Raw genomic sequence first — 22,607 nt, 5'->3', positions numbered from 1 at the left:
AAAATATTAGCAATTGGCTGGAGATGATCGCGTGTCTGTAGAAAAAAATATAGTCTACTGCGTGGACAAAAACGTATAAATCCAAATAAATATTACATAGTAAAAAAAGATTATAATTGAGGATGTAAAATATAATTTTTCAAGCCAAAAGAACGTGATTTTGAAGCAGCTAAATAATTTAATGAGAAGCAAATTTTAAGGTCGTATAGGTTATATACCCCTATAACATAAAGAGGAAGTTAACGATTAAGAGTTAAGGGGTTTTTCTCTTAATCGTAGGGGTTGAATCACACAATTGGGAGCCAAATCAGAGGTGGCAAGCGGCTCCCAATTTTAACACCAATATTTTTGAAGAATAATAATCCATAAAAAACTATGGATTCGGAGTTATCATGACACCCGACTTTTAAAAAATATATAGCCCAGTTTGAATAAATTTAGTCGGTTGTGCCCAGATTGGTGAACTTATTGATAGGAAAGGTTCTTAGTATAGAAATTATAAGCTGAAACCTTAGATTTGAAATATTTAGATTAAAAAGAATTTCAATTGTAAATACTTAAATCCTGAGATAAATTTTGAAGAAGAAAAGAAAACAAAAAAAAGGATTGTTTTTAACTATTTTGAAATTTTTAATGATAACAAAAAAAGAGACAGAAGTAAATATTTTAAAGGCAGCTAAAAAAATAAGGGTATGCATAATTTGAATAGTAAACAATATTTCATATAGTTTATGTTATATAATTAGAAACCATAAAAAGTAATAGAGATTGGGAGTTAATGGGTTATCTCTCAGTCAAACGGGGTTGGATCATCGGTAGGGACCTCTGAATGGGAAATTAAGGTCCCTATTATCCTTATTATAGAAAAATTATAAAGCCTGAATTATCTTAAACCTGAATTATCTTAAACCTGAATTACCTTAAACCTGAATTATCTTAAACCTGAATTATCTTAAACCTGAATTCTCTTTTCAAAATGAAAAAATCTTCTTAATTGCCTGGTTGTAGATAGTCAACCTTACATTCGGTAGGTTGACAGTATAAAATAAAATATTTTTCTCGATATCGTTATAAAACATTAGACAGCCATTTACCAGGATTAAAGCTGGTTAACATATGACCCAACTCTCACGACCTATAAAAGCACGGAATCGTCTTTTCATAGAAGTTACGTATAATAGATTAATAGTTGGTCATATGTAAACCTAAAAACTGCATATAATTATGGGGTATCATTTTAAAATCGTCATCAACAAGAATTATCAAAAATTAAATTTTTACCTACCAAAGCTAAAACCAGCTAATAATTCAAAGGATTCTTCGTATATTTGTCCTCTTTGTAAATTGGTTCAGAGATCCATATAATTACCGGTTTTTATATCTATATAATTGCTATGATTCAAAAGTATATTCACAACCTTAGATTTTGAGTGAACTACCACTCAGCTAAAGACTGAGTGGCTTCTTGGTTCATTCCTCCCTCTATTGAGGGCAAGTCCCCAAGCTCATCCCCGTAGTCCCTACGGTGTCATAATCCAATTAGATTCTGATCTATGAGAGCGAATTTTTTGATATTGATAGCGGCATTAATGTCTCTATCGTGTTTGGTTTTACAGTTTGGACAAATCCATTCTCTGTCTTTTAGCTGAAGCTCTTTATTGTGGTATCCACACACACTACATAGCTTAGAAGAGGGTTCAAATTGTCCAATTCTCAGGACGGTTTTTCCAAACCATTGAGCCTTATATTCCAACTTTGTTACAAAACTACTCCACGCAGAATCACTTATAGCCTGTGTTAAGTGATGATTCTTAACCATGCCTTTAACATTTAGAGTTTCCAGAGCTACAGCTTGGTTTTCGCTAACAAGTCTAAAAGAGAGTTTGTTCTGGAAGTCATTTCTCTGATTTGTTATTTTGTCATGGAGCAAGGATACTGATGTAGTAATGTCCTTTACATGTCCTTGATACCGTAGCCGTTTTAGGCTCTCCTTCAAACTTCCTGTGAAGAACTGCTTTAATTGGTTCTATTTTAGGAAGCTTGATAGTATTATTTTCAAAGTTTACAGTGTAGTGTTGAGGTACAGGGAAAGACTGTATCGGATTCTTTTTTGATTTGAACTTTGGAAACCCTGTTTTCTCTCTAAAGAATCTAGTGAAAGCGGATTCAACCTGCTTAGTCATCCCCTGTAATGATTGAGAGTTAACTTCTCCTAACCACTCATTAGAAGCCTTTAGAGTAGGAATTAATTTGTTTAAGTCAAATCTGGAAATTGATTCCCCTGTCTGCTCATAAGTTTTAATTTTCTGGTCAAGTGCCCAATTATAGACAAATCTACAGCTACCTATATGCTGATTCAATTGAATAGCTTGTGTAGTTGTAGGATAGAGTCTAAATTTGAACGCTTGCATCATACAAAGGCAGTATATGCTTTAACAATAGATATACTTTTTGGTAAATATGAAGTATGAAACACGGAATCATAGCAAATTTTTGTTAATGTATCATGTTATTTTTGTTTGCAAATACCGAAAAGTCATACTTGAACCAATTAGCGAAGAACTCAAACAGATTATGATTGACATTTCAAAAGAGTCTAACTTTGAAATCTTTGAAATGGAAACTGACAAAGACCATATTCATTTCTTGATCAAGAGTGAGCCGAAAGTTAGCGTTTTGTCAATTGTCAGAAAATTGAAACAAGAATATACTAACAGGTTATGGAAAACTCAAAAAGAATATATGAAAAAGTATTATTGGGGTGAGAATACGTTATGGAGTGATGGTTATTTTGCGTCTACTATCGGAAATGTTAGTAAAGAGGCGGCAGAATATTACATACGGAATCAGGGTTGAAGTTGACGCTTATATCCCCTGAGCTAAAGACTCAGGGGTTTTACGCTTCTTCATATAAATCTATATATCAACGAATTTCCTGCTAAACAAAGCATTTATTTTGGAATCGATGCACTGGTTTTTCTCTTTTTTTACTTTGAAGACCTGACTTCTTTGAAGGCCAAACTGATATCCAGATAGGTAGGTAAGATAAATATTAAAAGAGATATAAAAGAACAGGCTGAAGATCCGATGTTCCTTATATCTGCGGTATATGAAAGTAAAAGAATAAAGAGAGGTAGAGTAACACTACAATTTTAAAGCTTTTTAAAATAATACAGGTGATCGACCTGCCGATAGTACTTCAGACTTTTTTTGTAATAATAATTAAATACAAAATTTATAAATAGTAGTCAGAGAATATGAAACTCGTTAATTAAATTAATCTGACGCATCAGAAAAATAATGGAAGTAGGAGCTGAAAAACTGGATTTCAATGACGCTAATTTTGATACCGCTGTAAAGTTCCACGGACATATTTGCCCCGGTATTTCTATAGGGTACAGAGTGGCTATGCTGGCTGCAGAACGTTTTGAGGACAGGAGCAAAGATGAAGAACTTGTTGCAATTGTGGAAAACCGGTCATGTGCGGTAGATGCGATTCAGGCGATCAACGGCTGCACCTGCGGGAAAGGAAATCTCATATTTAAAGAGCACGGAAAGCATGTATATACATTTTTCAAGAGAGGAGACAAAAAAGCCCTGAGAATTTCCCTGAAACCCGACGCCCTCCCCCAGGACGATAAACACACAACACTTTTCGCAAAACTGAGAGCAGGCACTGCAACTCCCGAAGAAGCAAAAGAGTTTCAGGCTTCACATGATGCAAAAAGCCAGAGAATCCTGGAAATGCCAGAAGAAGAAATTTTCCGTGTCAGTGAAGTGGAAATCGAGCCTCCGGAAAAAGCCATAATCTACCCTACCGTCATATGCAGTAAGTGCGGAGAAGGCTTTATGGAACCCCTGGGAAGGGTGAAAAATGGAGAAATAGTTTGTATCTCCTGTTTTGAGGCAAAAGATGAATGAAAATACGGAGAAAAATCCCAACAAGGTCGAGTTTACCCCCATAGGACACGTTGAGAATGACTACCTTGAACCGGGATATAATGAAGAAATCTACCAGAAGGTTTCAAAAATCATTCTGAGAAAAAACCTAGAAGAAGGGCTTTATAGGGTAGAAGAGCTTGAAAAACTGTATATCCTCTTTTATTTCAGCAAATCGAAAGGGTATAAACTAATCCACCGCCGCCGCTATGATGGAGAGATGTCCGGAGTTTTTGCAAGCAGAAGCCCATACCGCCCTAATGGGATAGGGCTTACCATTGTAGAGCTTTTAAAAGTAGAAGGCAACGTGCTTTACGTAAAAGGTCTTGATGCCATCGACGGGACGCCTGTGCTGGATATAAAGCCTTACTTTAAGAGAATAGAAGAAGGCACGAACTGAAAATAAAAGTTAAAACAAATACAAAGGGACAAAATCCCTTTTCTACTTTACTTGCATCTTTTTCGGTCATCACCTATATTTTAGTTTCATCAGATTCAAGTTCCTTCATAGTTTTTGTCACCCCTTCTTTTACACATTCAAAAACCGTTCTTGTGATCTTCCTGCCAAAGTCCGTATAAGAACCTGAATATTCGAGATATGGTCCCAAACCATTCTGATATGCTACAATAACTGCATCGGTTGTGGTCCCTAAAAACCCGTACCCCATTTCAGAGAGAGCAAGCCCCTTAGCTTCCGTGGCAGTAATTATAGCACCTGCCATTCATTGCACTCTCTGAAATTATCCCGCCAACTACAAGGATGATATTGATCATTCCCGGCTTGTAGGTAGCGGAAGGGGAAGGATTCGTAACGCCCCCGGCGACAAAGGTTGTCAGATAATCATCCTTCATGATACAAAGGTTGTCCATATTCACCGTCGTTAAAAGTCCGAAATAGGGACGGACCATTTATATTGAGAGAAACAGCAAGACCATCCAGATACTTCAAAGGATCCGGGTGCATAAACTCCCAATCAACCTTATGGTTAAACAGACATTTAATGTGCTTTCTGCCACCATTCAGACCCGAACTCAGGGCTTCAAAATCCCCCTTGATTACAAGGTCGAGTCTTTAACATAATTGTTCGTAAACTGCGGGGATTACCTCAAATCCCTTGATCTCACGACGAGAAAGTTCCTGGCAAACCACAGCAACAAAGGGGAAAATACCCTTTTTCAAATTTTACTTGAATCATTTTTGTTTACAATCCTTACATCATTTTTGTTTACAATCCTTACATCATTTTTGTTTACAATCCTTACATCATTTTTGTTTACAATCCTTACATCATTTTTGTTTACAATCCTTACATCATTTTTGTTTACAATTTTTTCTTCCGCATACCCAGATAAATTCCTCCGGCTGCTACCAGTACGAAAAGAGTTCCTAAAATATCCGCACCCGAGAAAGACATCCCTCCCAAGTCCTCATTTTCAACAGCCTCTTTCTGCATCTCATACCCTTCAACGTAATTGGAATCTGCAGCTTTTTGGACCTCAGGGGCAGGTTCCGGAGAATTAACGCCGTATCCAGCATCCGAATTCAGAACAGTCTGATTGCTGTCCACGTATCTTGATGTCGAATTTGCCTGGTTGAGTTTTTCGGCAACACTCGTCTGGTGCCCTTTACTGCTGTGCTTTTGAAGTGTATCCTGCTCAAGAGATGCCTGCGTAGCCTCTTCAATTGCTTCAGTGAAACCGGGGACAGAGACCAGACCCGATACATAGCTGTTAAGGAAAGGGTTTCCACAGGTGTGATGGCAGCAGGTGACCCCATCTTTAACCACGGATTCCGCATACTCCCTGGCGAGTTCTTCCAGGACTTCATCAGGAGGATTCCAGTCTTCCCTCCTTACGGATTCTAGAAGGTTCAGAGTAATTGACTGATAGGCATAAGGGTTCGTATTTTTCAGGTGCTCGGTAACCCCCATTTCATACTGGTCCTGTAGATATGTTTTGTAGACCTCGTTCCACATATCCTCCGTAACAAGATCGGGAGTAGCAACTTCCCAGACCCGCATATTTTCTACAAAGGAATTCATATAGCGAGTACCGTCGTATCCATCCTGCATCATGCCTTCAACCCAGGTCGGATTCATATAGCGGGAACGAAGATCCCGGCTCAGAAAGTGCTGCAGGGTTTCCATCCCTTCCTGCCCGGAGTTGCGCAGGTTATTGATGTACAGATCGGGACTGCTGCCTCTCACACTTTCCACTGCCATGGAAAGCCCTCCGAAATAGGCTGCTACCATCGGGTGCTCAAGAACTCCGTAAACATTAGAAGTCCGGCTAAAGACCCCGACTTCCACATCAGCGAGGTTTTCCCGGAAGATATCCGTATACTGTTCTCCCCAGATGTTTTCTCCGTAGATGTATCCCATCCGGTTGATGTAGAGGTCTGCGATCTCTTCCCTGTTTTCCCAGTCCGCTCCAGAAATGGCATTTTCGATTCCCGGAGTATATGAACCGGGTGGAGGGCAGAAAATACGAGATGTGGAAAGATTCTCAGCGGTTTCCTGATTATAGCCGGCAGCCAGCAAAGCTTCCTTGGTCTCCCTGGAGTTCTGTTTCACGTAGTTAGGATAGGTTTCATTATCCGGAGCATTTGCTGCAAGTTTTACCGCCCTATCGGTTAACTGAAGCCGGCTTGCATACATATCGCGGTAGGACCCGGAAGTAGTGACCAGAATATCTATTCTGGGCCTTCCGAGTTCATCCGAATCGATCAGTTCCACGTCCTGTACCCGCCCTTTGCTGTCCCATACCGGTTTCACGCCAAGAAGGTAGAAGATCTCAGACTCCATGGTCCCCTGATTCCTTGAAGTCTCGATAGACCAGAGCAGGAAAGAGACTTTTTCAGGATAGGTACCATTTTCAACGAGGCGCTTTTTGAGGAGTTCGTCTCCTAGTTTGGCTCCCACATTCCAGGCAGCTTTAGTAGGAATTAAACGGTCATCAAAGGTACAGAGGTTTCTTCCGGTCGGAAGAGCATCCGGGTTCCTTACAGGGTCTCCAGCCGGTCCCGGAGGGATGTATTTACCTTCCAGAGCATCGAGAATACGCGGGATCTCAATAGCACAAGCATTGATTCTCTCCGTATACTCAAGGGCAAGTTCGAGGTCGGACGTTACATTCTCCGAAGTCATACCCAGCACCAGATTCTGGGCTTCCTCAGCTGTCTTTCCGGAAAGTATAGTCTCGTTGAGAAGTACTGTCGCCAGCCCTTCCGTAGAATTTAGCTCCTCAACGTGGGCTTTGAAATCATCTCCAAGCATTGCCTCGACCATTGCTACCAGGCTTTCCCCCTCCGGGGGTTCACTGAGGGTATGCGAACCGTAAGGCATGTAGACAGTCTTCAGTTCCCCAAGATAAGCGTCCAGATCCTCTATAAAGGCATCAGTTTTTGTTTCGTTTCCGGCAATGCTTTCAAAGTCCACCTCCAAGTCTGTATCCAAGCAAAGTTCCCGGGTAGCATTAAGGATGAGTTCTCTGTATTCGGCCTTGACTGCCGGATCAGATGCCTGTTCGAACAGGCTTATGTCCTGCTGGAGCAGTGTCAGGTTCCCGTAAAGTCCAGAAGGCACAATGGTTGGGGTTAGGAAGTCCACAACCAGCATGTTTGCCCTGCGCCTATCAAAAATCCCTTCAGCATCCATTGGAAGTACATGAACTATAGGCATGTCCTGCAGTAGAATCGCACCCCAGTCCTTTGCGGAAAGCCCTGATTCCTTTCCGGGCATCATCTCAATACTTGAAAAGATCGTGAAAAGAGCATCTGCCCCATACTCCTCCCCCATGTACTTGTAAAAAGCCAGGCACTGATGAGTAGGAGAGATCGAACCGTCATAGTAGGTCACGGACTCGTCCTGATCCCAGCCCCACATCGGGTCGGGAGCAAGCAGTACATTGCCATATTCGATTTTCGGAATTACGAGATATTTTCCAGTCCCGTTTTCCCAGACCATGATCTCCCCGGGTGCAGGGCCCCAGATATCTTCCATCTCAGCCTGTTTCTTTTCAGGAAGAGCTCCGAACCATTCAAGATACCTGGCTTCAGGGATGAGGATAACATCCCCATTTTCAACAAGGGAATCGAGAACACCGGGAGCCCATACCCCCACATTATGCCCTCTTTCCAGCATGATTTTGGCAAGTTCATCCCTGTCCGGAAGGTTGTCGTTTCCTAGGTTGTATCCCCTTTCCTTCATTGCTAAAAGGAGGTTTGCAAGGCTTGCCTGGGCGTCCAGGTAGTAGTCAATATCAGCTCCAATTTCAGCTTTTCCGGCTTCTGCAGCGTAATAGGGGATTACAATCTTCTTTTCGAAGTTTGATTTGTGGTGGAGTGCAGTCCAGGAAATTGTCCTGTTTACCAGCCATTCTACCTGGTAGTCGATGGGATAATAAACTGAATCTCCAATAGAAGGGTCCTTACAACCGATCACAATGGGCTCGATGATCCCATCCATCTCCGCAACCGAAAGCTGATAAGTTTGCTCGGGACCGACGCCGTGAGAGGAGTTTTCCCATTCCTCTGCACTCACATCATAGAAAAGGCGAATCCCATTCAGGGGAGTCACATTCCAGGTCTTGAGATCTTCGATGCCCTGATAGGAGTCGGAATAGTTAAATCTAGAGCCTCGAGAAATTATGACCACACTGTCTGCGATACAGCTTCCGTTCAGCATTAAGTAGTCCCGGGAACCCGAATCTTTGTAGGAATAAGTAACAACAACCACATTGCAACCAGCTGACTCGAAAGAATCAACAAGAGCCTCCACAAGTGGCCCGTCCCTGTCTTCGATGTACTTGAAACTATCACATACAATCCCTACAGTGGGCTTTACAGGGTCATAGCCCACCGTGCCATACCAGTCAAGGTACTCAGCAGGAGATGAAAAAATTTCCGGAGCATCCGGATGGTAAAGCCCGTATAAAGGACGGGAAACGGCCTCTTCGATCACTTCATAACTCCCTGCAAACTTAACTCCCACAAAAGTAGAAAGCCTCTTGAAGTTTTCTTCCGAATCATATGTGAAATATTCAGTAATATCAGCATAATTCGGGTCCGAGAGGTTGACATTGTGCAGGTTGTAAGACTGGATCAGGCTTCCCACACTGATAACATAAGCCCCGTTGGCTTTTGCCTGATTGACAGTCGGAGAAATAGCTTCTATTACCTGAGCATCAAGGTCTCTCATTATTACAATGTCCTTATCACTGAGATCGAAGCTAAGGTCCTCATTGGAACGCCCGAAGTACGTACTGATATTAATGACCCCTGGGAACTCCGGGTCAAGAGCCACTTTATCCATCGTCAGTACGGCACTTTCCCTGGAAAAGACAAAAGCAACTTCAAGCTTTTCCGGAACCTGAACGCCTCCTCCATAAAACGTATCATTCATGTATCTTATGAGCGTTTTTATGTTGTGGTACCCTCCGGTTTCCCAGAGCTCCGTCATATTCGAGTCGTTTGAGTTCCCAGGGTCAAACCCTTCGGGAAGGTCATAAGAAACGATGTGTGCACTCTGGTTCAGCTTACTATTGATTTTTGCGAGGGCCCCCTCGTCAAGGGAGGCCAAAAAGAGTACCTTTTCCGAACTGAAGTCCGTGGAATTTGCCTCGGTGGCATTATAGAGATTTACAGTTACTCCCGGGTTATCTTCCACTAGCACAGCTTCAAGTGCCTCCGTGTTGTTCTTCGCTCCCAGCACAAAACTGAATGTATTTTCCGATGCTGTGGCTGTTGATGTCAGCGAGCTTAGAAGCGTTAACAGCAATACAGAAGTTATAAATTTTATACAAAAGTTTTTATTAATAGAGATACACCCATATCCAAGCATATAGAAACACCTTTTGTATACAGTCCCAGCTTATTGTAGAAATGGAGGAAAGGACTGATTTTCAATTATTTTCTAAATTTGGGATTTTTTAAGAAAAAAACATAAAAAGAACAATCCTTAGTTCCGCATTTTTAAGCACATAAATGTCACCTGATACCGACCCATGCGCATAACTTAAGCACATCAAATTCAAGGTAGAACCTCTAAACCGTAATCTTCTGACCTTACATATTTACGGAAAAGCATATATGCACCTAAAGAGGCGGAACTTAGGAACAATATAGTTTTAAGAGTCTTTTTTTAGATTTGACTTCTAAAATAGAACAGGAAGTGGTGAATAAGGCATGTTAAAACACCACTTTCCTGATTTTCACCGAACTCATACCTGAGCCGGAATTTACATCTTCTTCTTCCGCATCCCCAGGTAAATTCCCCCGGCTGCTACCACCACAAAGAGGATCCCGACAATATCAGATCCCGAGAAGGACATGCCACTGTTTTCAGTTTCATCGGCCGGTTCCTTCTGCATCTCGTAGCCTTCAACATAATCAGAGTCCACGACTTTTTGGACTTCTGGAGCGGGTTCCGGGGAGTCTACCCCATAGCCTGAATCGGAATTCTGAACAGACTGGTTGCTGGCTGATTCCCCATTGCTTGCAGTCTGGTTGAGTTTTTCAGCAACACTTGTCTGGTGCCCTTTGCTACTATGATGTTTTTCAGGCTCTTCCTGCTCAAGGGATTTCTGTGTAGCCGTTTCAATTGCTTCGGTGAAACCCGGAACTGAGACCAGGCCCGATACGTAGCTGTTGAGAAGAGGGTTCCCACAGGTATGGTGGCAACAGGTTACCCCATCTTCGACCACAGACTCTGCGTATTCCGCAGCCAGGCTTTCGAGGACCTCAGCCGAGGCATCCCAGCTGCCTTTGCGAGCGGTCTCCAGCATCCTTGCCGTCATGGACTGATATGCATGAGGATTATTCTGTTTGATCCAGTCACTGAGTTCCTGGTCTGCCATGTAAGTCTGATACACCTGATTCCACATATCATCGGTGATCAAATCCGGGTTTGTGGCTTCCCAGCCCCAGAGGTTCTCAATGAAGTCTCCCATTTCCCGGGCTCCTGCATAATCATGTTCCTGCATACCTTCAATCCATTTGGGGTTGAAATAGCGAGAGTATGTTTCCCTTATGAGGAACTTTTCCAGAGTTTCAACCTTCTCATCTCCTCCGGTCAGCATGTTCGTGATAAATGAATCCGGATACTCTCCTCCCGAAACGGAGCTGACTGCGAGATTCAGCCCTCCCAGATACTGGAAGAAATCATCATTATCAAGAGTCCCATAGAGGTTTGTACTCCGGCTGTGCACTGTGGCTTCAACATCTGCAAGGTTCTTTTCGAAAAGACCCCTCAGGTTTTCACCCCAGACGTTTTCTCCGTAGGCATTGCACATCTTGCTGATGTAAAGGTCTGCCAGCACATCGTTGCTCTCCCAGGTATCACTTGCAGAGACCGCGTTAGGAAGACCTGTACCGTAGGCGCCGTCCGAAGACCCAAAAATCCTTAGCAGAGCCAGATCCAGCGCCTGACTTTCATTAATGGAACCTTCACTCATCAAAGAGGCTTTCAGAGCTTCAGCATTTTCCCGGACATAGTTGGGGGAGTCTTCCTGAGCATAAGCCAATTTTACGGCTTTGTCCAGCAGGACCACCTTGCCAGGGTACATATCCCTGTAGAGACCCGAAATTTGGATCACCACATCAACTCTGGGCCTGCCCAGGGTCTCCATGGGGATAGCTTCCACATCAACTACCCTACCGTTGTTCCACACAGGTTTGACCCCGAGCAGGTAGAAGATCTCTGCTTCCATAACCCCTTCGTGCCTGGTGGTTTCCCCGGCCCAGAGAATGTAAGCTACCTTTTTCGGATATGTCCCGTGCTCGGCAACATAGGCTTCAAGCATCTGGCCAGCCATCTCCTGCCCGAGCGTCCAGGCAGCTTCTGTTGGCACTATCCTCTGGTCAAAAGCATAGAAGTTTCTTCCCGAAGGCAGAGTTTCAGGGTTTCTAACGGGGTCACCTCCCAGATTCCCAGGGATGAACCTGCCGTCCAGAGCATTAAGGACCTGCTGGATTTCCTCTTCCCCAAGAGCCAGATTTGCAGCATATTCTTCTGCACTGGAAAGGAAGTTAGTGACAGTTTCATTGCCTGTCCCGAGTACCTGCATCTGAGCATCCGTGGAATTAAACCCCTGATTCAGAACAAGATCCAGCAGATAGAGCTGGGCACCTTCGGTTTCATTGAATTTATTTACCGAGTCAGCAAAATCAGTACCAAGCATGGAATTTACCATACCCACAAGTTGATCCCCTTTCGGGCTTGTGCCCAGGATGTGCAGCCCATAAGGCATTGACTGGCTCTTATAATCCTCCAGCAGTTCCTCGAGCCCTTCCAGGAAAGTAGTATTAAAGTAAGTCTCGTTGTTTTCCGCCTCTGTCATGTTGAATTTGTCATCCAAGGAAAGAGACAGGGTCAGGTTTAAAACCTCAGACCTGTGGGCTGATTTAAGGGAATCGTCTGCTCTTGCCTGATCATAGTTCCAGATAGCCTCACTCAGGTTTGCGTAAGCTCCATAACTTCCTGCTGAAATAATCGGGGGGACAAGGTGGTCAATGATGACTGCTCCTCCTCTGCGTTTTGCCTCATTACCTTCTCCAAGCCCATCCATAACGTAAGGATAAATCACGGGCAGATCTCCGATCATGAGGGAAGGCCAGTCGTACCGCGAAAGTCCGAACTCTTTTCCAGGTAGCCATTCCTGAGTCCCATGCCTGCCGAAGTGGACCAGAGCATCACTGCCAAATCCCCCTTCTTCAGAGGAATGCTGGAGCCAGAGGTAGAACGCAATGTACTGGTGGTGAGGAGGTAGATCTTTGTCATGATAGAGAGCTTCGTTGTCATTAAGCCAGCCTCTTGAAGGCTGTGGAGCCAGAAGCACATTCTCTCCAACCTCTATTCTGGGAATTACGAGGTATTTTCCACTTTCGTTTTCCCAGACCATGATCTCTCCGGGTGCAGAGCCCCACTGGCCAATGACGTCCTGTTGCCTCTCTTCAGGAAGCTCCGAAAACCATCCCTCATAGGTGCTTTCCGGCACGAGAACGATTTTGCCTGTATCAACCATTTTCTGAAGTTCTCCCGGAGCCCATGTCCCTATGTTGAGACCCTGAGTAAGCATCAGATCAAGGAGTTCGGTCTCGTTAGGGACCTGGCTTTCGTTCAGGGTATATCCTCCGGCAGCCATGGCGTCAAGAAGACTGGACAAACTGGGAACAACATCGAGATAGGAAGCTCCTATGTTATCCTTTCCCCCTCCATGGTTATAATAGATTATAGCAACTTTTTTATCGGATTCCGGAATTTCCCCGAGGTTTACCCAGCTTTCGACGCGGTCAACGAGCCAGTCCAACTGATAGTCTATGGGAACTGACATCTCTGTCTCGGTATCGGAGTCTAGTTCTGTTGAAGCCATTATTACCGGGTCAATCGCCCCCCAGAGTTCCTGCATATCGAGTTTCATCATCTTATCTGCAGGAAGAGGGCTGCTGCTGGCTTCATACTCTGTTCTGTTCATGTAATTGTTAACAATGCCGTTGATTACAGGCACATCGAGCTCTTCAGCATCAAACTTGTTGCCAAAGTACGTAAAAGAAATAATCGCATCCACAAGGACTTCATCCCCCTGCTTGAAAAAGTCCCCGGAGGGAAAGGAATCCGACCCGTAAGTGACAATAACATTGTAGTCCCTTGCTTCAAGTTCTGAGATCAGAGCATCAATTGGCTCAATCTGGAAGGGGAAATAGCTCTGGTACATGGTAATTGCAACTGTGGGCTTTGCCGGATCGTAGACATGCCCTCCATCGCTTCTGTTAGAGTACCAGACAAGGTAGGTATCCAGAGAATCGGTAAAGTAACCGGTCATGTTCGCATGGTAGATCGCCCTTTCTGGAAGAGTGTGCGGATCCTCGTACAGGAGGTCAGACCTGCCGCAGCAATCGTTAGCGATACAGAATATAAGATTTTTCAGGTTGCTCTGATCATAAGCCCCGTTAAGCCAGTAATTGTTCAGCTTTTCCCTGTAGCCCTCTACCTGGTCTGCAGAAAGCGGGATGCTCTCATTCAGCAGGGTGTCATCGTCAATAACCACACCCCCACTTGCAATCACTTCATCCACCGTGGGTGTGAGTTTCTGGGCGGTTGAAGGGCTAAGCATGTTGATGTAGATAATATCCATCCCGCTCAGGTCAACGTCATTTTCCATTACGTAGTCAGCCATAAAACAGCTAAGAGTCAGGTCCAAGCTGCTGTTATTATTGATATCCTCCATCAGGTTTTTGAGGGGAAGTTCATGGCTCCGGTACCCGGTCACAATGGCAATATCCAGATGCTGGCCAGTGCTGGGGGTCACCGGAGTTTCTGTCACCGTTTTCCTCAATAAAAGAACATTTGTGAACCCCAGAGATGTAGGGTCACCACCCATCTGTTTCTGGCGGGTGAGCCCGCTGATTGTAGCACTTCCTGTCAGGTCAATCCCACTGCCAGTCAGGTCAAGAAGAGCCTGGGATTCGTTTGCATCAATATCCCTGCTTGAGGTGTCAAGGTTCACCGAAAGGTCCATTCCCTGGACCTGGATTTGTTCGTCGGCCCGGCGCCATTTGTCCTCGTTGTAAAGAGCAACAAGCGTATAGTTCCCATCGGGAATCCCGGAAAGCAGATAGTTGCCTTCAGCATCACTTGTAGTGTTGGCAACAAGTTCATACTGGATGGATTCATTTCCTGCCACTGGAGAATCATTCTGGATGGATTCATTTCCTGCCACCGGAGAAGTAGTTTCCTGCTGCTGACCGGTGTCGGGGGTTACCGGAGTTTCTGTTACCGTTTCCCTCAACAAAAGAACGTTTGTGAACCCCAGAGATGTAGGGTCACCACCCATCTGTTTCTGGCGGGTGAGCCCGCTGATTGTAGCACTTCCTGTCAGGTCAATCCCACTGCCAGTCAGGTCAAGAAGAGCCTGGGATTCGTTTGCATCAATACCCCTGCTTGAGGTGTCAAGGTTCACCAAAAGGTCCATTCCCTGGACCTGGATTTGTTCGTCAGCCCGACGCCATTTGTCCTCATTGTAAAGAGCAACAAGCGTATAGTTCCCATCGGGAATTCCGGAAAGCAGATAGTTGCCTTCAGCATCACTTGTAGTGCTGGCAACAAGTTCATACTGGATGGATTCACTTCCTGCCACCGGAGAAGTAGAAAACAGCATTAAAAGGATTAAAATAATCAATCCATAGGCTTTAAATATTTTATTTAGAGGGTTTCTTTTTTTATTCAAGTGTTCGTTCATAATTCCTACTCCAGAATGATTAATTGGATCACTGTGCAAAAAATATATTATAATCTTGATTCTGTATGCTGCTTGCAGTAAACTCTTTAATTTCAGCTTTAGATCTCCACCAGCAGACCAGGCGGATCAGATCTAAAGAGAAATAAAAGTACACCACAAATCAACAACTAAAGTAAACTTTACTAATTAATTTAGAGAATAATGCCATTCAAATGAAGTCATTGAAATATGTTTTAGATAGCCATCGCCTCAAAGAATTATTAACTGTTCACCTCAAAACACAAATATATAAAAGAATTTGAACGCAATTTTACTTTACTTACATAAAAAACTGCGATTTTGGGTAATAGATATTAGCCATAAAGATAACAAAAAAGGAAAAAAAATAGTACAAAGAACGGAGTCAACTACCCGCTAAATCTGAAGATTTAACGGATTTCCTGCTGAAGGTTTATAATATGTTACACATTCAAACCAAGATCGGATTAGTAAACTGAATAACACGTTAATAATGTTAATTGCGGCTCTGATAAACAATCAAAATCGAGATAATTGGGTTAAAAAAGCAATTAACATCAAGATTTGAAAATACATTTGTAAATATTATAAACTGGGCTACTCACTCAAATATCGAGGATTTCTACAGAGCTACTTAGGTCTTGAGTGAACTACCACTCAGCTAAAGACTGAGTGGCTTCTTGGTTCATTCCTCCCTCTATTGAGGGCAAGTCCCCAAGCTCATCCCCGTAGTCCCTATGGTGTCATAATCCAATTAGATTCTGATCTATGAGAGCGAATTTTTTAATATTGATAGCGGCATTAATGTATCTATCGTGTTTGGTTTTACAGTCTGGACAAATCTATTCTCTGTCTTTTAGCTGAAGCTCTTTATTGTGGTATCCACACACACTACATAGCTTAGAAGAGGGTTCAAATTGTCCTATTCTCAGGACGGTTTTTCCAAACCATTGAGCCTTATATTCCAACTTTGTTACAAAACTACTCCACGCAGAATCACTTATAGCCTGTGCTAAGTGATGATTCTTAACCATGTCTTTAACATTTAGAGTTTCCAGAGCTACAGCTTGGTTTTCGCTAACAAGTCTAAAAGAGAGTTTGTTCTGGAAGTCATTTCTCTGATTTGTTATTTTGTCATGGAGTACAGCAAGTCTTCGTTTAGCTTTTGCCCTGTTCTTAGAGCCTTTCTGTTTCCGCTAACAAGTCTAAAAGAGAGTTTGTTCTGGAAGTCATTTCTCTGATTTGTTATTTTGTCATGCAGTACAGCAAGTCTTCGTTTAGCTTTTGCCCTGTTCTTAGAGCCTTTCTGTTTCCTTGAGACTCTTTTCTGTAATACTTTGAGCCTTTTAAGAGAGTTTTTCAAGTACTTTGGATTCTCAACCTTTTCTCCTGTTGAAAGGACAGCAAAGTCTTTGATACCTACATCAATTCCTACTGTTGTTGATTCTGTGAAAGCTTCCTTTACTGGAAGTTCTTTTCCATCTTCAACAAGGATACTGATATAGTAATGTCCTTTACATGTCCTTGATACCGTAGCCGTTTTAGGCTCTCCTTCAAACTTCCTGTGAAGAACTGCTTTAATTGGTTCTATTTTTGGAAGCTTGATAGTATTATTTTCAAAGTTTACAGTGTAGTGTTGAGGTACAGGGAAAGACTGTATAGGATTCTTTTTTGATTTGAACTTTGGAAACCCTGTTTTCTCTCTAAAGAATCTAGTGAAAGCGGATTCAACCTGCTTAGTCATCCCCTGTAATGATTGAGAGTTAACTTCTCCTAACCACTCATTAGAAGCCTTTAGAGTAGGAATTAATTTGTTTAAGTCAAATCTGGAAATTGATTCCCCTGTCTGCTCATAAGTTTTAATTTTCTGGTCAAGTGCCCAATTATAGACAAATCTACAGCTACCTATATGCTGATTCAATTGAATAGCTTGTGTAGTTGTAGGATAGAGTCTAAATTTGAACGCTTGCATCATACAAAGGCATTATATTCTTTAACAACATATATACTTTTTGTTAAATATGAAGTATGAAACACGGAATCATAGCAAATTTTTGTTAATGTATCATGTTATTTTTGTTTGCAAATACCGAAAAGTCATACTTGAACCAATTAGCGAAGAACTCAAACAGATTATGATTGACATTTCAAAAGAGTCTAACTTTGAAATTCTTGAAATGGAAACTGACAAAGGCCATATCCACTTCTTGATTAAGAGTGAACCAAAGGTTAGTGTTCTTTCAATTGTCAGAAAATTGAAACAAGAATATACTAACAGGTTATGAAAAACTCAAAAAGAATATCTGAAAAAGTATTATTGGGGTGAGAATACGTTATGGAGTGATGGTTATTTTGCGTTTACTATCGGAAATATGAGTAAAGAGGCGGCAGAATATTACATACGGAATCAGGGTTGAAGTTGACGCTTATATCCCCTGAGCTAAAGACTCAGGGGTTTTACGCTTCTTCATATAAATTCTGACAACTTCATTTTATTCCTTACCTGAAGATTTACAAAAATCTACAATCAGGTTAATGTTCTTAAAAAAGAGAAAAGGAAAAGAGCACAGAATAAAAAGTGCTCTCCTTCCGGACAGGTTCACATCTTCTTTTTACGGAATCCGAGATAGATTCCACCCACTGCTACCATCACGAAGAGAATCCCGATAACATCAGATCCCGAGAAGGACATGCCGCTGTTTTCAGCTTCATCGACCGGATCTTTCTGCATCTCATACCCTTCCACATAATCGGAGTCAGATGCCTTTTGAACTTCAGGAGCAGGATCTGGGGAATCCAAACCATACCCTGCATCTGAGTCCTGAACAGTCTGATTGCTTTCCGCTGATTCGGGATTTGCTCTAGTTGTCTGGTTGAGTTTATCGGCAACACTTGTCTGATGCCCTTTGCTTTTATGGCTGCTGCTCTTAACTTCTTCCGTTTCCTGAGTTTTGTCCCTGGTTGCTGCTTCCATTTGTTCAGCATAGCCAGGGACAGATACCATCCCGCTTACAAACTCGTGAAGTAGCGGATTTCCACAGGTATGGTGACAGCAGGAAGCTCCATTTTCAGCTACCGATTCTTCATATTCTTTTGCGAGGTTTTCGATAACCTCGTCCGAAGGTTTCCAGTATTCATGCCTGACAGCTTCGAGCATTCTGGCTGTTAGCGACTGGTAAGCATCTGGATTGTTCTGCTTGAACCATTCTTTCATGGAAGGATTATTAACATAGGTCTCATAGGTCTGCTCCCAGACACTGTCATCCACAAGATCAGGGTCACTGACCTCCCAGCCGAAAAGGTTGTTCACGAACTCGGACATCATCCTGCCGCCCGAATACCCTGCGCCCTGCATCCCTTCAATCCATTTCTCATTGAAATACCTGGACCTCAGGTTCTTGCTCAGATACTCTCCCATTCCTGTCATCTGAGCCCTTTCAGGATCTCTGGTATCCGAAACATACATCTCGGGAGTCCTTCCGTCTCCCCTGACATGCCTTGTTGCCAGGTTCAGACCACCGAAGTACTGGAAGAAGTCGTCGTTGTCAAGGGTGTCGTAAAGGTTTGACGAATCCGAATGTACGGAAGCTTCAACGTTTTTCAGGTTGCCCTCAAGAAGTTCCCTGGATTTTATGCCCCAGAAATCTTCCCCATAAGCATACCCCATCTTGTCCAGGTATACATTTGCAATCGCCTCTTCGTCGTCCCAGCTCCCGCTTGCACCGATAGCATTTGAGACCCCTATTTCATAAGTCCCATCCATTACTGCAAAACAACGCATTGTGGAGAGCTTGGTTGCGGTTTCATTGTCATAGCCCGCCGCAAGCAGGGAATTATATATTGCAAGGGCGCTGTCATTTACGTAGTTGGGATAGTTTCCGGCAGGAAGTGAACTTGCAAGTTTCACGGCGCGATCTACCATTTTGATCTTATCCGGAAAAGCGTCCCTCATACCGGCGGTTGTATAGACAATGTCAATACGCGGTCTCCCCGGTTTTTCTGTATCATAGTTCGGCAGCAGCTCCTCTTCAGGGATAGCCTCAACCCCGGTTACATACCCATACTCATCCCAGACCGGCTGCACTCCGAGCATGTAGAGCACTTCGGCTTCCAGAGTCCCGTGGTCGCGGATAAACTCTACCCCGAACCTTGAGAATGAAACCTTTTCCGGATACTCTCCGTACTTATCGTAATAATCCTCAAGCAGCTGGATTGCAAGGGATTTGCCAAGCTCCCAGGTTGCCTTTGAAGGATAGAGTTTTGAGTTGATGCCGTAGAAGTTGCGCCCCGTTGGTACTGCGTCCGGGTTCATAACAGGGTCCGTGCCCGGTCCGGGTGGGATAAAGCCTCCGTTCAGGGCTGAGAGGATTCTGTCAATCTCCACATCACTGTCAAGAAGCCGCTCTCTATACTCCAGCCCCTGTTCAAGATCAAGGGTAACTGAACTATCAGTTGCCCCATAAACATCAAGCTGAGCCGTGGAAACCTCCGTGTTATTGGTCACGACTTCCCAGACAAGCCTGTTCACTTTAGTATCATTTGACGGAATCCCGAGGGGGTAAACGGATTCAGGATAGAAGGCAGCAGTGATATTATCCTTGAAGTCTCCTCCAAGCATGGCCCTTATCATTCCGGAAAGTTCATCTTTTTCAGGATCTGTCAGGTTTGTAGAGGGTACCCGACCAAGGACATGCATCCCGTAAGGAATGTTTTCTCCTTCCACATCTTCGAGATATTCATGAAGGACATATTTTACAAAGTCCCCAAACTCTTCTTCATTGTAAGCTCGAAGCGCAGTCACATTCTCGATTCCAAGGTCAACGTCCAGGTTAAGTTCTATAATCTGTTCGATTATGGCTGTCTGGTACCCTGCCTTTGTCTGTGTAGAAAGCCCGGGATCATAATACTGCTGCACACTGATTGAAAGGTTGAGTAATTCTCCATAAAGCCCACTGCGTTCAAGGGTCGGAGGCAGGTGGTCGATAATCAGGGCATTGCCTCTGTACTCGGCAGTCAGCCCTTCTCCCACGTTTGCAACTATGTAAGGATAAATGTTTGGCAGACCCTGCAGCAGTAAAGGTGCCCAATCGGAAGTCCGGTTCATACCATAAGTAGAACCCGGAAGCCACTCATGCGTACCGTGGGTCCCCATGTGAATAACTGCATCAGGCTGCCATTCATGATTAAGCCAGAGGTAGAAAGCTATGTACTGGTGTGGGGGAGGCACAAGGCTGCTGTGGTAAAGGGTGTCATCATTTTGCAGGAAACCTCTGGCAGGCTGTGGCATGAGCCAGACATCTCCGAAACGTACAGAAGGGATTACAATGTACTTCCCAGTCTCGTTCTCATAGATCATGAGGCTCTTATTCTGAGGAAGATCTTCAACCCAGGGTTCTCCCCATTCCTTTATTACCTGAGACCTCAGTTCTTCAGGAATTTCAGACTCAAACCATTCTTTGTAGGTCTCCATGGGTATCAGGTGCAGTCCCCATTCAGTCCTGTTTTCTACCATTTCATTCATAACACCCGGAGCCCAGGAGCCGGCATTGATACCCTGTGCCTGCATCATTTCCAGGAGTTCACTGCTGTTATCCGGAATTCCGGAGACCTCGTACCCACTTTCATTCATCTCGTTAAGAAGGTCGAACATGCTCTTGGTGGTGTCAAGGTAACTTGCCCCGATATTGTCTTTTCCTGAAGGATAGTTGTAGTATATTACAGCAACATTCTTGTCCTCGTTATCCTTTAACTTCAGCTCCGCCCAGTTTATTGACCTGTTGACCATCCAATCAACCTGAGCAGGCAGGGGTTCGTAGTTGCTTTCCCCGGTTTCGGAGTCGTAATTATCAATCCCTATTACAATGTACTCAAAAATCCCGTCAATACTCGGAAGCAGAGTTTTGTACACAACCTCACTGCTGGGAATGCCCCTGTTGTGGTCAGCTACGTCTATAGAATTTGCAGGATTTGAAACAACCATGCCTCTTAAAATCGGGACATCAAGGTCTTCAAGTTCCTGTATCCCTTTATCAGGGTCCTCATAATTCAAACGGAAACATTTAAGAGAAATTAAGCACTGGACAAGAGGTTCTCCGTTTTCATCAAAATAAAACTTGTGGATATCATTGAAAGTATCAAAACCTGCAATTACGTTGCAGCCCTTTCCTTCGAGATCACGGATAAGATAGTCTATAACCTCAAGGTTTCCCGCTGTATAATCGGAAGCGTGGAACCAGATCCCTATAGTGGGTTTGCTCTTATCGTAAACATGATTAGACTCATTTACGGCAGTTGAGTTGGAGTACCACTCAAGATAATCAGAGGTATTTTCGAACCAGTCAGGCTCCGATTCATTAAAAGAAGAAACGGCATTCGGGTGATAGAGCGCAGCTTCAGGAAATTCTATGGGTTCATCGTAAACCCAGCTGTCCGTAAGCTCAGGTTTATCCCCGTAAGTTTTTGCAAGATAGATAAGGAAGTTTTCGGTGTTTTCTCGCAGGACTCCTTTCGGACCCATGCTGTAGAAGTACTTTTCTTCAGTGGAATTGTAAGGCTTGGTCCCCGACAGGATCAGGTCATAACTTGAGGTATTGATATGTGCCGGGTCCATCATAGAGGAAATGTCTATAAGTGCAGTCCCATTTTCATGAGCACTTTCAAGGTCATCCCCGATATCTTTGAACTGAGACCAGAGCATGTAGGTAAATATTACATCCTGGTTTTCAAAAGTGGTATTAGCAAAGTTAGAATAAGCCGAAATGTATGTTACATTTATGCTTGCATTGTACGGATTGGACTGCTCTGCCGCAGCAAGGGCGTTTCCATCATAACAGATAAAAGTAATATTTACTTGATTTTCATCAGCCGATACATTCTGTGCAAGCATTAAAAGGAAAACTGCACATAAAACCAGTAACCTACTTTGTGACGTACGCATCTTATCCCCAGTCAATATATCATGAACCCTGGGGCACCCCGGTAGAAAAATAACCAGGATGCCTGGCCTACTAATTTATTTTTAAGCGAAAGTTTACGAATCTTTGGAACTTACAGGAAAACAGCCGCCAAATTTTTAAGATAGATGTGGAAGTTATCGATTATGACTTAGAATATAACCTTGTAACTTCCAAAAAAAACATGGCAGCCGATTCTGTTTAATATTTTCAACATTCGGAGCATTAGGGAAGAAGATACATAAAATACGGTTTTTAACTCACAATTATTAGCCATTCAGGTAAAAAGGTTGAATGATGGCGTTTTTAAGTGATATATGTAGGATTTACGCACTTGAAAGACCAAAAACATCACGTCTTTTGAGATATAAATATATATAAATAAATATAAAAAACGTATGATGTTATAGATATCACTTCACCCAGTTGTATTGATATTGATTACATTGCTGATCTCACTAC

Annotated in this window: 9 protein-coding genes and 4 pseudogenes; 5 read left to right on the top strand and 8 right to left on the bottom strand. The window is 43.2% G+C overall.

Annotation, left to right across the window (positions count from 1 at the left end; genetic code table 11):
• The first annotated feature begins 576 nt into the window (after window positions 1-576).
• The gene (locus MSWH1_RS20450) at window positions 577-705 is read left to right on the top strand and encodes a hypothetical protein (protein ID WP_255350479.1); all 129 of its coding nucleotides are present in this window, start codon (window positions 577-579) and stop codon (window positions 703-705) included.
• Between the two features lie 823 nt (window positions 706-1,528).
• On the opposite strand, the pseudogene MSWH1_RS01435 reads toward MSWH1_RS20450, so the two are convergent.
• Window positions 1,529-2,414 (bottom strand): annotated as a pseudogene (locus tag MSWH1_RS01435) (RNA-guided endonuclease TnpB family protein).
• A 46-nt stretch (window positions 2,415-2,460) separates the two neighbouring features.
• On the opposite strand from MSWH1_RS01435, the gene tnpA (MSWH1_RS01430) reads away from it, so the two are divergent.
• The 3 genes from tnpA (MSWH1_RS01430) (at window position 2,461) to tsaA (ending at window position 4,339) form a co-directional block, all read left to right on the top strand.
• The gene (gene tnpA / locus MSWH1_RS01430) at window positions 2,461-2,856 is read left to right on the top strand and encodes an IS200/IS605 family transposase (protein ID WP_048125431.1); all 396 of its coding nucleotides are present in this window, start codon (window positions 2,461-2,463) and stop codon (window positions 2,854-2,856) included.
• 444 nt (window positions 2,857-3,300) lie between these two features.
• Window positions 3,301-3,921 (top strand): FmdE family protein, encoded by a 621-nt coding sequence (locus MSWH1_RS01425; RefSeq protein WP_048125429.1) that lies wholly within the window; start codon window positions 3,301-3,303, stop codon window positions 3,919-3,921.
• A complete protein-coding gene (gene tsaA / locus MSWH1_RS01420) occupies window positions 3,914-4,339 on the top strand; it encodes a tRNA (N6-threonylcarbamoyladenosine(37)-N6)-methyltransferase TrmO (protein WP_048125427.1) in 426 nt (141 codons plus the stop codon). Before MSWH1_RS01425 ends, tsaA begins: the two co-directional genes overlap by 8 nt.
• A gap of 73 nt (window positions 4,340-4,412) precedes the next feature.
• Here tsaA and MSWH1_RS19800 read toward each other — a convergent pair whose 3' ends face one another.
• The 6 genes and pseudogenes from MSWH1_RS19800 to MSWH1_RS19795 all read right to left on the bottom strand — a co-directional run.
• Window positions 4,413-4,661: an adenosylcobinamide amidohydrolase gene (locus tag MSWH1_RS19800; RefSeq protein WP_255350478.1), complete on the bottom strand. Its 249-nt coding sequence runs from the start codon at window positions 4,659-4,661 to the stop codon at window positions 4,413-4,415.
• Complete coding sequence (locus MSWH1_RS20445) at window positions 4,627-4,809, bottom strand: hypothetical protein (RefSeq protein ID WP_255350477.1); 183 nt, start codon at window positions 4,807-4,809, stop codon at window positions 4,627-4,629. Before MSWH1_RS20445 ends, MSWH1_RS19800 begins: the two co-directional genes overlap by 35 nt.
• Window positions 4,810-5,261: 452 nt before the next feature.
• The gene (locus tag MSWH1_RS01410; RefSeq protein ID WP_231591862.1) at window positions 5,262-9,611 is read right to left on the bottom strand and encodes a cobaltochelatase subunit CobN; all 4,350 of its coding nucleotides are present in this window, start codon (window positions 9,609-9,611) and stop codon (window positions 5,262-5,264) included.
• A gap of 565 nt (window positions 9,612-10,176) precedes the next feature.
• Window positions 10,177-15,174, bottom strand: a complete 4,998-nt coding sequence (cobN, locus tag MSWH1_RS01405; RefSeq protein WP_231585529.1) for a cobaltochelatase subunit CobN — start codon at window positions 15,172-15,174, stop codon at window positions 10,177-10,179.
• Between the two features lie 761 nt (window positions 15,175-15,935).
• Window positions 15,936-16,388 (bottom strand): annotated as a pseudogene (locus MSWH1_RS20675) (RNA-guided endonuclease TnpB family protein); the annotation flags it as partial.
• A gap of 2 nt (window positions 16,389-16,390) precedes the next feature.
• Window positions 16,391-17,167, bottom strand: a pseudogene (locus MSWH1_RS19795) (RNA-guided endonuclease TnpB family protein); the annotation flags it as partial.
• Between the two features lie 46 nt (window positions 17,168-17,213).
• Between MSWH1_RS19795 and tnpA (MSWH1_RS01390) the strand changes: the two are divergent.
• Window positions 17,214-17,609 (top strand): annotated as a pseudogene (tnpA, locus tag MSWH1_RS01390) (IS200/IS605 family transposase).
• Between the two features lie 182 nt (window positions 17,610-17,791).
• Here the strand turns inward: tnpA (MSWH1_RS01390) and MSWH1_RS01385 are convergent.
• Window positions 17,792-22,129 carry a cobaltochelatase subunit CobN gene (locus tag MSWH1_RS01385; protein ID WP_048125421.1) on the bottom strand — a complete coding sequence of 1,446 codons (4,338 nt, stop codon included), beginning with the start codon at window positions 22,127-22,129 and terminating at the stop codon, window positions 17,792-17,794.
• Between the last annotated feature and the right edge of the window lie 478 nt (window positions 22,130-22,607).

The sequence above is a fragment of the Methanosarcina sp. WH1 genome, assembly GCF_000970005.1.
Taxonomy (GTDB): domain Archaea; phylum Halobacteriota; class Methanosarcinia; order Methanosarcinales; family Methanosarcinaceae; genus Methanosarcina.
This window is presented reverse-complemented; position numbering and strand designations above follow the sequence as displayed.

What these genes read in the sequence shown, in the direction of transcription:
- tnpA (WP_048125431.1), top strand. Translation starts at nt 2,461, where the DNA reads ATGAAGTATGAAACACGGAATCATAGCAAATTTTTGTTAATGTATCAT.
- MSWH1_RS01425 (WP_048125429.1), top strand. Translation starts at nt 3,301, where the DNA reads ATGGAAGTAGGAGCTGAAAAACTGGATTTCAATGACGCTAATTTTGAT.
- tsaA (WP_048125427.1), top strand. Translation starts at nt 3,914, where the DNA reads ATGAATGAAAATACGGAGAAAAATCCCAACAAGGTCGAGTTTACCCCC.
- MSWH1_RS19800 (WP_255350478.1), bottom strand. Translation starts at nt 4,661, where the DNA reads ATGGCAGGTGCTATAATTACTGCCACGGAAGCTAAGGGGCTTGCTCTC.
- MSWH1_RS20445 (WP_255350477.1), bottom strand. Translation starts at nt 4,809, where the DNA reads ATGGACAACCTTTGTATCATGAAGGATGATTATCTGACAACCTTTGTC.
- cobN (WP_231585529.1), bottom strand. Translation starts at nt 15,174, where the DNA reads ATGAACGAACACTTGAATAAAAAAAGAAACCCTCTAAATAAAATATTT.
- MSWH1_RS01385 (WP_048125421.1), bottom strand. Translation starts at nt 22,129, where the DNA reads ATGCGTACGTCACAAAGTAGGTTACTGGTTTTATGTGCAGTTTTCCTT.